The 14,293-nt window shown below is 63.7% G+C and carries 13 protein-coding genes; 8 read left to right on the top strand and 5 right to left on the bottom strand.

Features of this window, described 5'->3' with window-relative positions; genetic code table 11:
• Positions 1-120: 120 nt before the first annotated feature.
• Both EC845_RS16700 and EC845_RS16695 read left to right on the top strand, forming a co-directional pair.
• On the top strand, positions 121-1,191 hold the full coding sequence (locus tag EC845_RS16700) for a diguanylate cyclase (RefSeq protein ID WP_123299274.1): 1,071 nt from the start codon (positions 121-123) through the stop codon (positions 1,189-1,191).
• Between the two features lie 174 nt (positions 1,192-1,365).
• A complete protein-coding gene (locus EC845_RS16695) occupies positions 1,366-2,454 on the top strand; it encodes an alpha-hydroxy acid oxidase (RefSeq protein ID WP_123299273.1) in 1,089 nt (362 codons plus the stop codon).
• 65 nt (positions 2,455-2,519) lie between these two features.
• Here the strand turns inward: EC845_RS16695 and EC845_RS16690 are convergent, their stop codons facing one another.
• Positions 2,520-3,689 (bottom strand): MFS transporter, encoded by a 1,170-nt coding sequence (locus tag EC845_RS16690; protein ID WP_123299272.1) that lies wholly within the window; start codon positions 3,687-3,689, stop codon positions 2,520-2,522.
• A gap of 267 nt (positions 3,690-3,956) precedes the next feature.
• Here EC845_RS16690 and EC845_RS16685 point away from each other — a divergent pair, with 267 nt between their 5' ends.
• Positions 3,957-4,520 carry a TetR/AcrR family transcriptional regulator gene (locus EC845_RS16685; RefSeq protein ID WP_233598124.1) on the top strand — a complete coding sequence of 188 codons (564 nt, stop codon included), beginning with the start codon at positions 3,957-3,959 and terminating at the stop codon, positions 4,518-4,520.
• Positions 4,521-4,618: 98 nt separating this feature from the next.
• On the opposite strand, the gene EC845_RS16680 is transcribed toward EC845_RS16685, so the two are convergent.
• Together EC845_RS16680 and EC845_RS16675 are read right to left on the bottom strand one after the other, a co-directional pair.
• Positions 4,619-6,232, bottom strand: a complete 1,614-nt coding sequence (locus EC845_RS16680; RefSeq protein WP_123299270.1) for an ABC transporter substrate-binding protein — start codon at positions 6,230-6,232, stop codon at positions 4,619-4,621.
• Positions 6,233-6,343: 111 nt separating this feature from the next.
• Positions 6,344-7,162 (bottom strand): amidohydrolase, encoded by an 819-nt coding sequence (locus EC845_RS16675; protein ID WP_123299269.1) that lies wholly within the window; start codon positions 7,160-7,162, stop codon positions 6,344-6,346.
• A gap of 168 nt (positions 7,163-7,330) precedes the next feature.
• On the opposite strand from EC845_RS16675, the gene EC845_RS16670 reads away from it, so the two are divergent.
• Together EC845_RS16670 and EC845_RS16665 are read left to right on the top strand one after the other, a co-directional pair.
• Positions 7,331-8,338, top strand: coding sequence for a ketopantoate reductase family protein (locus EC845_RS16670; RefSeq protein WP_123299268.1), 1,008 nt, complete (start codon positions 7,331-7,333; stop codon positions 8,336-8,338).
• 307 nt (positions 8,339-8,645) lie between these two features.
• The gene (locus tag EC845_RS16665) at positions 8,646-10,082 is read left to right on the top strand and encodes an FAD/NAD(P)-binding protein (RefSeq protein ID WP_158615712.1); all 1,437 of its coding nucleotides are present in this window, start codon (positions 8,646-8,648) and stop codon (positions 10,080-10,082) included.
• A gap of 40 nt (positions 10,083-10,122) precedes the next feature.
• Here EC845_RS16665 and EC845_RS16660 read toward each other — a convergent pair whose 3' ends face one another.
• Entirely contained in the window at positions 10,123-11,043 is a 921-nt protein-coding gene (locus EC845_RS16660) for a LysR substrate-binding domain-containing protein (RefSeq protein WP_123299266.1), read from the bottom strand.
• 156 nt (positions 11,044-11,199) lie between these two features.
• On the opposite strand from EC845_RS16660, the gene EC845_RS16655 reads away from it, so the two are divergent.
• Genes EC845_RS16655 through EC845_RS16645 form a run of 3 tightly spaced genes read left to right on the top strand, consistent with a single transcriptional unit; the run spans position 11,200 to position 12,940 of the window.
• The gene (locus EC845_RS16655; RefSeq protein ID WP_123299265.1) at positions 11,200-11,745 is read left to right on the top strand and encodes a sugar ABC transporter; all 546 of its coding nucleotides are present in this window, start codon (positions 11,200-11,202) and stop codon (positions 11,743-11,745) included.
• 7 nt (positions 11,746-11,752) lie between these two features.
• Positions 11,753-12,079: a hypothetical protein gene (locus EC845_RS16650; RefSeq protein ID WP_123299264.1), complete on the top strand. Its 327-nt coding sequence runs from the start codon at positions 11,753-11,755 to the stop codon at positions 12,077-12,079.
• A 21-nt stretch (positions 12,080-12,100) separates the two neighbouring features.
• Positions 12,101-12,940: an MBL fold metallo-hydrolase gene (locus EC845_RS16645; RefSeq protein WP_123299514.1), complete on the top strand. Its 840-nt coding sequence runs from the start codon at positions 12,101-12,103 to the stop codon at positions 12,938-12,940.
• Positions 12,941-13,170: 230 nt separating this feature from the next.
• Here the strand turns inward: EC845_RS16645 and EC845_RS16640 are convergent, their stop codons facing one another.
• Entirely contained in the window at positions 13,171-14,172 is a 1,002-nt protein-coding gene (locus EC845_RS16640) for a hypothetical protein (RefSeq protein WP_123299263.1), read from the bottom strand.
• Positions 14,173-14,293 lie beyond the last annotated feature (121 nt).

The raw sequence follows: 14,293 nt of genomic DNA, 5'->3' as shown, positions 1-14,293 counted from the left end.
CCCGATGGTTGTAAGTCGATAGTACGCTCTAGAATCGTGCATCTTTGACGACGCCCGCACCTCCCGTTTCCGGTGCAAGGTGAACCAAATCTGGGAGCGCAAACTGAATGACCGATACAGATGGCGCTTGAGAAACCCGTGCCCCTGCCGGCTGCGGAGGCCAGCCGCGAAGAGGCCTATCGCGAGCAGACACTGAGGCGGCTGCAGCTCACGGCCGTGGAGATGGGCGTGACGGCCGTGCTGGGCACCGCGGTGACGCTGCTGGTGCGGCTGCTGATACCCAACCCCGAATACGTCTGGCTGCGGGTGCTGCTGCTGCCGCTGACGGCTTTGTTCGCCTACCTCATCACCCGTGCGCCCACGGTGCGCCTCTACGGGGCGGCCTGCATGGGCACCATTGCCACCATCAGCTTCAGCAGCTACCTGGGCGCGCTGGGCACCGAACGGCCGCTGATGTACTTTCTGCCGGCGGCCATCATCATCGTGCTGACGACCAGCTTCTTCTGGGTCACGCTGGCGCAGTGGGTCGGTGGAACAGGGGTCTGCTATGCGTTCTTCCTGCCTTTTGTGTTCGATCACACTGCAAGCCGCACCGACACGGTGTTCAGCCTGCTGTTCGCGGCGATGGCTCTGGTGACCGGCTTCGTCACCTACATGCGCATCCAGGATTACCAGCGGCGAGCTTTCGATCAGGCGTTCCAGCTCGAGGAGCTGTCGGTCACCGACACGCTGACCGGTGCGCGCAGCCGGGCCGAGTTTCTGAAGCAGGCCGAGACGGCGGCCGTCAAGGCCCGGATCACCGGCGCATCGCTGACGCTGCTCTATATCGACATCGACCATTTCAAGCGCCTCAACGACGGCCATGGCCATGCGGCCGGCGATGCCGTGCTGCGCGGGCTCTCGGATGTGCTGCAGCACGCACTGCGCAGAAGCGATGTGTTCGGCCGGCTGGGCGGCGAGGAGTTCTGCGTGCTGCTGCCCGAGCAGGGCGAGGACAACGCCCTGGCCCTGGCCGAGCGCCTGCGCACCCTGTTGGCCGCCATTCCGCGGCCCGACGGACGGTTGACCGTCTCGATCGGTGTGGCCAGCCTGCGCGACGGCGAGCCGGTCATGCAGACGCTGCACCGGGCCGATCTGGCCATGCTGAAGGCCAAGCAGGCCGGGCGCGATCAGGTCCATTTGGCGGACTGAGCCCGGGCCGGCCCGAAGGCGCGACGGCCTGCGGCGTTCGACATAACCTAGAACAAATATCGCATTTGTTCGGACCGCGATGAAACGATATTCTCAGCCGCACACCGGTGGCCGGGTGGTTCGTTCTGCGTCCGTTCGGATCTGCCGCTTTTCCATTCCAACGAAAAAAAGCACATGACGAACGATGTGGAAAACGCCGTCCTAGTCGAGCAGATCGCCACGGCCGCCAAGGAGGCGCTGGAGCCCAAGCTGTGGGATTACGTGGTCGGCGGTGCGGGCCGCGAGAGCACCGTGGCGCGCAATCGGCAGGCCTTCGATGCCTGGGGTTTCAGGCGCCGGGTGCTGCGCAACATCCAGACGGTCGAGACCTCGACCTCACTGCTGGGCGAGGAACTGGCCATTCCGGTTTTTCTGTCGCCCATCGGCTCGCTCGAGCTGCTGCATCGCGAAGGGGCCCGCGCCAGCGCACAGGCGGCCGGCCAATACGGAACGACTTTTTTCTACGGCGTGAACTCGGCCACGCCGATGCAGGATGTGGTGGATGCCGGCCGTGGCCAGCCGATCTTCCAGCTCTACGTGCGCGACGGCCGGGACTGGTGGCAGCCCTTGCTCGAATCGGTCGAAAGACTGGGTTTCCGGGCGTTGTGCATCACCGTGGATGTTCCGGTCATCGGACGCCGGGACCGCGACATCCGCAACCACTTCTTTGCCCTGACGGCCAGCGACACCCGCCGGCCCAATCTGAGCGCAGCCGCGGGCTTCTCCGATCCGTCCCGATTGCACGGACTGGACTGGGACGTGCTCAAGGACATCGTCGCCGCGACCCGCCTGCCGGTGATCGTGAAGGGCATCCAGGATCCGGCGGATGCCTTGCTGGCCGTCGAGGCCGGCGCCGCTGCGGTGTATGTGTCCAACCACGGCGGGCGGCAGCTCGACGACGAGCCGGCGACGCTGGAAATCCTGCCGGGCATCGTCGATGCCGTGCAGGGCAGGGCCAAGGTGCTGATGGATGGCGGCATCACCCACGGCATCGATGTGGTCAAGGCGCTGGCGCTGGGTGCCGATGCGGTCGGTGTCGGCAAGATGCAGGCGCTTGCCCTGGCCTCGGGCGGAGCGCCGGGCGTGGTCAGGCTGCTGCAGCTGTTCGAGGAAGAGATCCGCAACACCCTATACCAGTTGGGCGTGGCTTCTGTCGGCGCGCTGGGCCGGGATGCGCTCCATCCCCTGTCGCGCATCGATCGGGATCGGCCCTGGATCGCTTAGCGAGCCCCTTGCGGCAGGCGCAGCCGGCCGAGATGGGACAGGCACGTGCGGCTGCGCCACCCCCTTCAATGCCCGCCGACCGGTGCGCCCCCGCTGCGGAGTCCCGGCCGGAACGCATGCGAGCGCGACGACCAGGCCATGATGAAGGCGACCGTCAGCAGCATCACCAAAGACCCAGGGAACGAGCCCACGCCCCACGAGTCGAGCAGCATGCCGCCAACGACTCCCCCGCCGGCAATCGCTGCATTCCAGGCCACCACGTTCATGGAGAGCGCCACATCGGCACCACGCCCGGCGGCATCGGCCAAGGCGGTTTGCAGCAAGGTGGCAGCGCCTCCGAAGGTGATGCCCCACACGACGACGCCGAGATAGATGACGACGGGATTCCGGGCACCCAAGCCGAACAGGCCAGCGGTCAAAGCGAATGCCGCCAGGCTGGCCAGTACGGTGGTCCGCAAATGGCGGTCGACCAGCATGCCGGCGAACCAGATGCCGACAAGAGCCGCAGCACCAAAGGCCAGTAGAACCAGGTCGATCCGTTCGCCCAGTCCGGCCGGCACCACGAACGGCGCGATGTAGGTGTAGAGAATGTTGTGGGCCAGCATCCAGGCGACGACGACCGCCAGCACCGGCCGTACCCCGGGGGTGGTGAACACGGTTCTCAAGGGCATCCGCTCGTGCCTGGACTGCCCCGGGTAGTCGGGAACCTTGGCGATCACCCATCCGATCAACAGCAGGGCCAGGCCCGACATGATCCAGAACGCGGTCCGCCAGCCGATCAGCGAGCCCATCCATGTGCCGAGCGGAACACCCAGCGACAGGGCAATCGGGGTTCCGACCATCGCCACGGCCAATGCACGGCCTTGCTGATGCGGGGCGACCATGCGCCGGGCATAACCGGCCAGGAGACTCCAGGCCAGCCCGGCGGCCACACCCGCGAAGAAACGCGCAACCAAGGTCAGCACATAGTGGTGCGAAAGCGCAGTGACCGTGTTGAAAACGAAGAACCCGGCGAGCGTCAGCAGCAAGACGTTGCGCCGCCGCCAGCCGCGTGTCGCAATCGTCAGCGGGATGGCCGCCAGCAGCGATCCCAGCGCATAGGCCGTCACCATCTGGCCGGTGATCGCCTGGCTGATTCCCAGGCCGGCCCCGATCTGGGGCAGCAGTCCGGCGGGCAACGTCTCCGTCACGATGCAAATGAAGCCGGTCATGGCCAAGGCCAGCAGTGCAGCCATCGGCAAGCGATCCGGCACTGCCGCCGTCGCCCGATTGGAAGATTGGTTCACGAAAAAATGTCCTTTTGAAGAGGGTGGCCCATCGCGCCGGCAGCGATGAGGTTTGCGACAACATATGTATTGATCGGTACAAATGTAGGTGTGGCCACCGATCCTTGTCAAGGACTTTTGTATCGAGTAGTATTTAAGTCATGACGATCGGAGGCTACGATGGCACAGATGGGGCGCCCCAGGACATTCGACCGGCAGCAGGCTGTCGAGCAGGCGATGCATCTTTTCTGGGAGCAGGGTTACGAGACCACCTCGCTGAGCCAACTGAAGGCGCATATCGGTGGGGGCATCTCGGCGCCTAGCTTCTACGCGGCGTTCGGTTCCAAAGAAGCTTTGTTTGCCGAGGTGGTGAGCGGCTACCTCGCGACCTACGCACGTGTCACGGACTGTCTGTGGGACGACGGGATGGCCCCTCGGGAAGCCGTCGAGCTTGCGTTGCGCCGCTCGACCCAGATGCAGTGCGAATCGGGACATCCCAAGGGCTGCATGGTGGCATTGGGCATCATGAGCGCACCCACCCCCGAGCATGCCCATCTTGCCAAGCCCCTGACGGCCTCGCGTGCGCGGACGCTGCAAGGATTCGTGCGATGTGTCGAGCGCGCAATCGCTGCGGGCGAACTGTCCTGCCGTACCGATGCCCGGTCTCTGGGCGTGGCCTTCAACAGTTTCCTGCTGGGGGTGTCGATATCGGCCAGAGACGGTGTGAAGGTCTCGGTCTTCAACGCGTCCATCACCGAGCTCATGAAACTCTGGGATGCCGCCCGGACCCGTGAGTCGTAGAGGCCGGCTCCAGTCAAAAGGCCCACCACTCGGGGTGGGCCGCCGAATTCACCGCACGCTCTCAACCAGACGCGCAGGCGTCCAGGCGCAGCGGTCGCTCACGGCGGGCTCAGCCAGACCGACTTCAGCGAAGCCTGCGCGGCATCGGCGTCGTTCGACAGTCCATGCACACGGGTGTTGTAGATCGTGAAGTTGCGTTGCTCGAACAAGGGGATGACGGGCAGGTCGGTCTGGGCAATGCGTTGCAGCTGATGGAAGAGCGCCACCCGCTTGGCCGGATTGCCCTCGGCGATCAATGCCTCGATCACGCCATCGGCCTGCGGGTTGCTGTAGCCCGACGCATTGGTCCACGGGGTTCCCTTCGAGATGGCACGCGTCCAGTAGTGACGAAGCACACCGATCTGCGGATCCATCATCGGGCCCCAGCGCCCGGTGTTGAGGTCGAAGTCGTACGCGTCGTAGACCCGCTTGGTGAAGGTCGGCAGATCCTGGTTGCGCACATTCACCTCGATGCCGACACGCTTGAGGTTCTGCTTGATGTAATCGGCCTGCTGCTTGAACGTCTGGTGGAACGGCTGATAGTCGAAGTTCAAGCTGAACCGCGTACCGTCGGCCCGGCGGGGGTAACCCGCTTCGTCGAGCAGGGCCTCGGCTTTTTTCCAGTCGTAGGGGTATTGCGGCACACCCTGCGTGGTGTAGAAGTTCTTGAGCGTGGACGGGATGGGGCCGGTCGAGGGTTTGCCGAAGCCGAACCACACGGCGTTGATCAGGCCCTGCACGTTGATGGCCTGCGCAATTGCATGGCGAACCTTGGGATTCGCCAGGATGGGGTTGCGAAGATTGAACTCCACGAACGTGTAGGCGGATTCCCATGAATAACCGCTGGTGCCGACTCCGATGAACGGGAGCTTCTTCAGCCGCTCCACATCCGAGAAGGCCACGGCGTCGAAGGGCGCGTAATCCACTTCCTGGCTCTCGAAGGCGGCCACACGGGCGCCGGCGTCGGGGATGACACGGAAGATGACACGGTCGAGATAAGGCTTGCCCGTGTCCCAATAATCGGGATTGCGCTCGAGCTCGATGTACTGGCCCTGCTGCCAGGTCTTGAACCTGAACGCGCCGGTGCCGATCGGTTTCTGGTTGGCCGGGTTCGAGAGGATGTTCGTGCCTTCGTAGACATGGCGAGGCAGCACCATCGACCCCTGCGCATTGGCATAGCTCAGCACCACCAGCGAGGGCTTCGTGAAACGAAACACCGCCGTGTCGTCGTCGGGTGTTTCGACATCCGCCAGCGCCGCGTAGATCGTGCGCCCGATCGGATGGTTGACCTTCCACGCCTGAAGCGCGCTGAACTTGACATCGGCCGAGGTGAACGGCTGCCCGTCGTGCCACTTCACACCCTTGCGCAGCCGGTAGGTGATGGTGAGCCCGTCGGGCGAGACCTCCCACTGCGTGGCCAGGCCGGGGCGGGGCTGCTGGTTTTCATCGTAGGTCAGCAGCCCCTCCAGGATGTTGGAGGTCACGATGCCGTTGACGAAGGTGGTGTTGAACGTGGTGTTCAGCGCGATGGGCTCGGGTTGCACGATGGCACGCAGCGTGCCGCCATGCACCGGCTGCGTCGACTGGGCCAGTGCCCAGCCGGAGGTGAAAGTCAGCGCCGTGGCGATCGCCAGGGGCGTGGCGGCTTGGAGGATGGAGCGGCGTGGGGTCATGAAAGGGAACGGCTGGTCGTGCGGGTCATGTGGGTGGTGCGGGTCGTACGGGATGGACTGAAGTGGGGGCCTGCCCGGGCGCAGAAAAACGGATCGTGCGAACCCGCGCCGTCAATCGAATCCATAGAACTCGCCGGGATTGCGGACCAGGATGCGGAACGCCAGGTCGGCGTCGTCGCGGACCACGTCCCAGAAGGTGTCGACGATGGGGTCGAGCGCGGGCTTGACGGTTTCCGAGCCGTACGGCCAGTCCGATGCCCAGAAGAGCCGGTCGGGCGCAAGCTGGACCAGCTCGTCCGCCATTTCGGTGAAATCCGCATAACGCGGTGCGCCCTGCAGGGACTCGTGATACGGACCCGAGACCTTGACCCAGGTGTTGCCTTCGCCGAGCAACTGCTTGAGCAGCGTCCATCCCGGATCGGAATGCCGGGTCGGGGGCCGGGCCCGGCCCAGGTGGTCGATCACCAGCGGAACGGGCAGGGCCCGCAGTGTGTCTGCGTGTGTTGCCAATTGCTCTGCACGCATGTGAAGCTGGATGTGCCAACCCAGCGGGCGGACCCGGGCGGCGATCTCGCGCATCTCGTCCATGGCGGTTGCGCCGAACTGGATCTGGTTGAAGCGCACGCCGCGGACGCCGGCCCGGTGCAACGTCTCGAGTTCCGCATCGCCGACCTGGGTGCCGACGACGGCAATGCCCCGCATGGCGTGTTTGGCCTGGGCCAGCGATTCGAGCAGGCAGCGGTTGTCCGTGCCGTAGAACGAAGGCTGCACGATCACGGACCGCTGAATGCCGACCGTGGCGCAAAACTGCTCGTATTCGGCCAGGGATGCCGGATCGACCGGAACCATCGGTTTGGCGATGGTCGGATACCGGCTGTCGATCACATGGAAATGGGTATCGCACGAAAGAGGGAGAAGAGTACGCCGCATGGTGTCGCTTGAACGAAGGATGGCCAGAATATCGTTTCATCCAGGCGCAGACAAAGCCGAATAACGAGCGTCGTTATTCAAAAAATCTCGAGGCGAAAGCGGCACGGCCGCAGTCTGAAGTCTGGTTATCCGGTAAGCTCGTTTCACAGACCCATCGTCCACACACCCATGAGTTCAAATCGACAGGCCAGAATCTGCATCTACGGGGCCGGTGCCATCGGCGGACATGTCGGGGCACGCCTGGCGCATGCCGGACAGGTGCAACTGTCCGTCGTCGCGCGCGGCGCGCATCTGCAGGCCATCCGGCAGCACGGCCTGCACCTCACCAGCGGCGCCGACCAGTGGCAGGGCGCCGTGGCGCAGGCGACGGACGATCCCTCGACGCTGGAGGAGCAGGACTTCGTGCTGGTCGGCCTCAAGGCGCATTCGTTGCCCGCGCATGCCGCAGCCATCCGGCGGCTGCTGGGCCGCACGGGCGTGGCGGTGTTCATGACCAACGGCATCCCGTGGTGGTGGAACCATGGCCTGTCCGGCGAGCAGGCGTACCTGCCGCTGCTCGATCCCGACGGCACGCTGTGGCACGAGATCACCCCGCAACGGGCCATCGGCTGTGTCATCTATTCGCCCAACGCCATCGAGGCCCCGGGCCGCATCCGGCATGCCCCGGGTCGCAACCTGTTTGTCTTCGGCGAACCGGCCGGGGGCGGCTCCGAGCGGCTGTCGCGCCTGCTCGATCTGTTGGCGACCAGCGGCCTGCCGGTGGCAAGCACCGACGACATCCGCCAGGAAATCTGGCTCAAGCTGCTGATCAACGCCTCGGGCAACACCCTGAGCGCGCTGACACGCCTGGGCAATGCCGCGCGAGCCGCCTCGCCTGAACTCGAGTCCCTGGGCGCCGCACTGGTCCATGAGGTCGCCCGCATCGCGGCAGCGGCAGGCTGGCCGTTGCCCGACGAGCGCGTCGTGGCGGCATCGACGACGCTGTCCGGCGGCGTCAACCAGTACCCGTCCATGCTCCAGGACGTGTTTGCCGGCCGGGTGATCGAAGTGGAGCCCATCCTGGGCCAGCCGCAGGCATTCGCCCGCCATCTGAACATCCCCACGCCGGCGATCGATGTCGTGGTGGCCTTGCTGCGCGGGCTCAATCGGCATCTGGAAATCGGCCAGACGGCCTGACGTCGACGTCTCGAGAAAGCGTCCGCGGTTCTGGCGGCTTGCTCTGCAGCAGCGGGGCAGGGAGAACTGTTTTTTCCCACGGATTCGACAAGGATCTGGCTAAACCCCAGGTCGGTTGCGCCTGGGTTTCTGCCTCGTTTGTCGATTGCGTTTCTGGATAAACCGCCCGCCGGCCGGTCATGAAATCCGTTATCCGGATTCATCATGAATGCATGCGTAAATCAAGGTGAATCATGCGCGATCGCGCATTTAGTATTTTGCATTCTCATCTTGAATGCTGATCGATTCGTTCAGCGTGGAGCATGGCATGGCAAACGCACAAATAGGTATCGTCGGCGGCGGATTGGCTGGCGCATTGACGGCTCTCAAGCTGATCCGGGCCACGACCGAGGGGATCGACATCACCCTGATCGGCAGCGACCCGGAGATCGGCCGCGGCATCGCGTACAGCACGCGCAACCCCAGTCATCTGGTCAACGGCCCGGCCAAGAATTTCGGCGTGGAGCCCCAGCAGCCCGATCACCTGGCGCGCTGGCTGCAATCGCACGCGGCTGCACTCGGTTGGCAGCCGCCCGCGGGCGTGGCATTTGCCGATTCGTTTCCGCCCCGCTGGCTCTACGGCACCTACGTGCAGCATCAGCTCGAGCAGGCCATCGCGCAGAACGCCGGCCGGGTCGGTTTCCGGCATGTGTCCGACCGGGTCGTCGGTCTGCGGCGCCATGGGCAGGGTTATGGGATCGTCACGCAGTCCGGCGCGGCCATCGCGGTGGGGCAGGTGGTCCTGGCAACAGGCTTGTTCAGAAAATCCGCAACCGAGCCCGCCGAAGGCGCTCGCGGTGCACGGCCCTCGATTCACGATCCGTGGCACGACCAGGCTTACGACGGCATCGATCGAGACCGTGAGGTGCTGGTCGTCGGCACCGGCTTGAGCGCACTCGATGTCATCCTCAGCGCCGAAGACGCCGGTTTCAAGGGCCGTTACATCGCCATCTCGCGCCGCGGGCTGCTGGTGCAAGAGCGCCTCGATCTCACGGCCTGGCCGGATGTGCTCGACCCGCAGGATTTGCCCACCCAGCTCTCGCAGGTGGTCGCTGCCGCACGCCGGGCACGGCGATCCATTCGGCAGAATGACGGCCACCTGCACCAGATCGCAGGCGCCATCCGCCCGCATCTGCCGGAGCTCTGGGAGCGGGCCACGCTGCGCGAAAAACGGCAGTTCATCCGCCATCTCCGTCCCTTTTGGGAAAACATCCTGCATCGCGCGGCGCCGGTCTCGGTCGAGCGGTTGCAGGCCATCCAGCGCGCAGGGCGGTTCACGCAAGTCTCCGGCCGACTGACCGGACTGGACCGCGCCGAAGACGGCAGCCTGGCCGTGCAATGGACGCCGCGTGGAAGCCAGGTGACTCGAACCGTGAGGGCCGACCGCGTCATCGGTGCGGACGGTTTCGAGTTCGATTGGCGCAAGGTGTCCGACCCCCTGGTGAAGGATCTGTTGGCTCAGGGCCTGGTGCATCCCGACGACACCGGATTCGGCATCGCCGCCCATGGCGCCAGCGGACAGGTCCTGGATTCCGCAGGGCAGGGCGTCGACGGCCTGTATGCCGTCGGCCACCCCCTGCGCGGCGTCAACTGGGAGTCGAACTCCATCGGCGAACAACTGGCCGGCGCCATCCGCACGGCCGAGTTCATCGCCAGCCGAACCCCATCCGGCGGCGTGCGCGCCGAGCTCGAAGCGTCGCAGTGATTCAGCCCTTGCGGCAGTGGCCGGCCTGGCTTGCCGCAGCTCAAGGCCCCGGAGAAAGCGACGCATGGGCTGTCGCCGTCTCCTTCGCTTCGTCCTGTATCCATCGAGCAAACGCCTGTACCGGCGAGTCGCTCAAGCCGATCGGTCCGGGGAGGATGAGGCAGAAGGTTTTCGAGATGGTTTGACCCTCTGGCCACGGTGCGACCAGTCGGCCCGATGCCAGCTCGGTTTCGACGTAGAGGCGTGGCACCAGAGCGACTCCCAGACCGGCCAGCACCGCTTCGATCAACATCGAATGAAGATCGTAGCGCGCACCCATCGCAGGGTGGGTCAGCGGGATGGCCGTTTCCTGGGCGTAGCGTTGCCAGGCATCGGGATTCTGCCGTCGATGCAGGCGCGGCAAGCCGTCCAGCGTCGCTGTTCCGTTCTTTCCCTTCACGAGTCGCGGGTGGCACACCGGCACCAGCACCTCATTGAGCAGGCGGTGCGTCCGCATCCCTGCCCAGGCTGCATGCTCGAAGTGGATCGCTGCATCGAATCCGCTTCCGGCCAGGACAAATGGCTCCATGCGCTCGGCAAGATGCACGGTGATGTTCGGGTAGCGCTGCTGAAATCTTGACAGACGGGGAATGAGCCATCGCATTGCGAAAGTCGGAATGGTGGCAATGTCCAGGCTTGCACCGTCCGGGGGCTGTCCCATCAGGTACTGACTGTCCCGGTCCAACCGATCGAGCGCTTCACGTACTTGAGCCGCGTAGCGTTCCCCGTGGGGTAGAAGCCTGACCCGGTTTCCGACGCGCTCGAACAGCGTGACACCGAGGAACGCCTCCAGTTTTCCGATCTGGCGACTGACGGCCCCTTCTGTGAGAAACAGTTCCTCTGCGGCGCGAGCAAAACTGCCGTGACGGGCCGCGGTCTCGAACGCCATCAGGGCCGCATTGCTGGGGATCTTTCGGCGCATGGGTGCTCCGGGGTGTGGGCTGGGCATTCAGGTCATCTTGATCTTTTGTCACTGAAGCATACCGAAAAATCGTTTTATAGACCTGCATCGAGCTTCTACCATGATGAAACGTCAACAAAAAGAGCCGAGGGCGTCAAGCCCCCCGGTCGTGATCCGATGATCTATACAGTCGAATGCAGCTTTGCCGATACAGCCCGTGAAGCGGAGTGGAATGATTTCTACAGTCTGAACAAGTTACCCGCGCTCATCTCCGTCGATGGCTTTCATACCTCACAACGCTTCAAAGCGTTGAGTCCGGGTTGCCCCGTCTACCTTGCCATCCATTCGATCGACAGCCTCGGTGTTCTTCAGGGAGACGAATACCGTCAGAAAGGCGGAGGAAGTTTCGCCCGTTGGCAGCAGCACATTACCGAGTGGCACCGCAATCTTTATGACGGCCTTGACCGGGCTCCGGTCATCGGTGACGGCGAATACCTGGTGGCCAGCGAGATCGGCCCTGAGCCGCTGATCGACATGGGCCTCACACCTTGCTCGATGCAAGCCGTCGCATTGGATGGATTCCCTGAACACCGGTGGCTGGCGAAGCTGGCCCATTCCATTGATCTCGGTGCAGTGCGTCTTCCCCAGGGTGTCTCTCTCTATGCGCCGATGACGGCACAGTTGACGAGTCGCCGCGACTCCACGTCCCAGACGTCACGGTAGCCGCCAGATGCCCAACGTCACGATTTTTATCCCCGCCGACAAGATGCCGGCCGATGGGCAGCTCTTGGAACTGACCGATCAATGCACCCAACTTTGTACCGGAATCCTGAACGCGGCACTGGACAACGTGCACGTCATCTATGTCGTCGTTCGTCATGGGCGAGGTCATCCCGCATTTGCGGAAATCAAATACCGCTCCCAGCCCTTCAGAACGAAACAGGTCATGGATTTCTTCATGAAAGCATTGGATGACGTCATAGAACGAAACACCGGCCTCACTGCGCGCATACGTTGCTTGGGTTATGCGGAATCTGTAATTCATGCGCGCAACTGACAGTCGACCAGGAACACGATGATGAACAACATGAAATCCCCCAGTCAGCAGATTGGAGAGTTCTCGATCACGGCGATCAGTGACGGATATCTGTCTGCAAGCCTGGATCTGCTCTCCAATATCAGTCCCACAGATGCATTCGAGCTGCAGCAGGGTGCCGGTGCGACCGACCCTTCTTCCATTCACATCAATTGTTACTTGGTTCGCGGCCGTGGCCGCACGGTTTTGATCGATGCGGGCGCGGGAGGATTCAAGCAATGGGGAGGTCAACTGCAAGCCAATCTTGCGCGGGCTGGCGTGCACCCGTCCGACATCGACACGATTTTGCTGACTCACGCACACCCCGATCATATTGGCGGGCTGGTCGACTCGTCGGGAGACGCCGCATTTCCCGATGCAGAGTTGGTCGTCCACCCCCATGAGGTCGATTTCTGGGAGGACGATGGCCATCTGGGCAGAGCCAGTGAGCGCGCGCGCGGAAATTTTTTGTTCGCCCGGAAGGTGTTCGACAGGTATCGGGAGAAGATGCGCGCGTCGACTCATGACGACATTCTTCCCGGCATCAGTGCCGTGCCCTTGCCGGGGCATACCGCAGGGCATTCTGGTTATCGCATTGAGTCTTGCAACCGCAGTCTGCTGGTTTGGGGGGATATTGTTCATTTCCCCCAAATCCAGATTGCCCATCCGGACGTATCCATTGCATTCGACCAGGATCCGCTTCTTTCCGCCGACACACGATCAAGGCTGTTGGATGTCGTCAGTTCGGACAAGCTCCTCATTGCCGGCATGCACCTAGGCGAACTCGGATTTGCACATATCGAACGGGCTGGTAAGCGCTATCAAATGGCCTACGACACTTGATTGGAAAGGCCGCATGAGGCTGTCCCGCTCTGTTGGCGGGCCGGGTTGCCGCCACCCTGTCGCACGGTACTGGCGTCGTCGTGAAATGAAAAAAGGCCTGCGCGTGCGGGCCTTTTGTTTGTCGGTGCCTCTTGGGCTCAATGCCAGAACAGCGCCAGCAAGATGATGATGGGAATCGGGATGCCCAGAAAGTAAAGAAGGATGGATCGCATGGAAGACTCCTTTTGAAGTTAAAGATCGCGCTGGCGACCACCGTAAGTGGCGGCGAAGCTGGCGGTGAAGGCTGCGATCAGCAGCGAGATGAAGAGCCACAGCGCCGTGTACGCAGAAGCCTTGCGGGCCTTGTCGGCGGCTTCCTTGGCCGTGGTGACAGCCTCGTCGATGCCTTGCTTGGCCTGGGCGTACAGGTCGGTCACGCGTTTTTCCGCGTCTTGTTGGCTCAAGCCCGTGCGCTGGGCAACCAGTTGCCCGACATAACGGACATCGTCCTGGGGCAGTTCGCCGGTGCCGATGCTGTGAGCAAAGATCGTGGTGACTTCAGCGGCAGTCTGAGCCGAAGCCTGCGCGTTGTCCGTCGAGGGGGCCACGGCCGCCGCGCCATCGGCAGCGGGTGCGTCGGCCGCCTTGCGGAACAGCGCATTGACGAAGTAACCCGTGCTGCCACTTGCTGCGGCATTCGAATCGCTGCCCGCTGCGCCTGCCGCTCCAGCGGTGGCAACCGTGGCTGCCGAAGCAGCACCGCCCACCACGGCTGCGCCGGCTTGTGCACCGGCACCCAGCACCGAACCCACAGCCGAGGTCAGCACCGTAGCCGTCACCAACGTGGCGACGGCCCAGGCCAGAAAGCCATGAGCCGTATCCCGGAAATACACCTCATCCGAATGCACCGCGATCCACTTGGTACGCAGACGGCCGGCCAGATAACCGCCCGCACCCGAGGCGATGAGCTGCGTCAGCGTGATCCAGACGATGCCCGCGACGCCCAAGGTGGCCGCCTCGGCGCCCTTGTCGGCCCAAGGCGAGGCGGATGCCATGCCCAGGCCCGCGCCCAGCAGCAACAGGATCAGCGACAGCGCCGCAGCGGCTGCCGCCCCTGCAAAGATCGCGCCCCAAGAGACGGCACTGGCCGATAAAGCCGCCGAAGCAGGCTCCCCGACCGCCGCTGCGGAAGACGTGACGACATGGGGCGAACGGCCCGGCAGATCTGCAGTTGTAGTGGTGTTGTAGCTCATGACAGTCCTTGGAATGGGAGCTGTCATCATGTTCCTCCCACCCCGCGCCGGTTCCTGCCCAAAGGCTTGGATCGCTGTAGTCCCGGGGGATGAGCGCTGTAGTCCTTTTTTCGCCGCAAAA

The organism is Comamonas sp. BIGb0124 (assembly GCF_003752175.1).
Classification (GTDB): Bacteria; Pseudomonadota; Gammaproteobacteria; order Burkholderiales; family Burkholderiaceae_C; genus Comamonas_F.
Note: the sequence above shows the minus strand (reverse complement) of the source record. Positions and strands in the feature narration are given on the sequence as shown.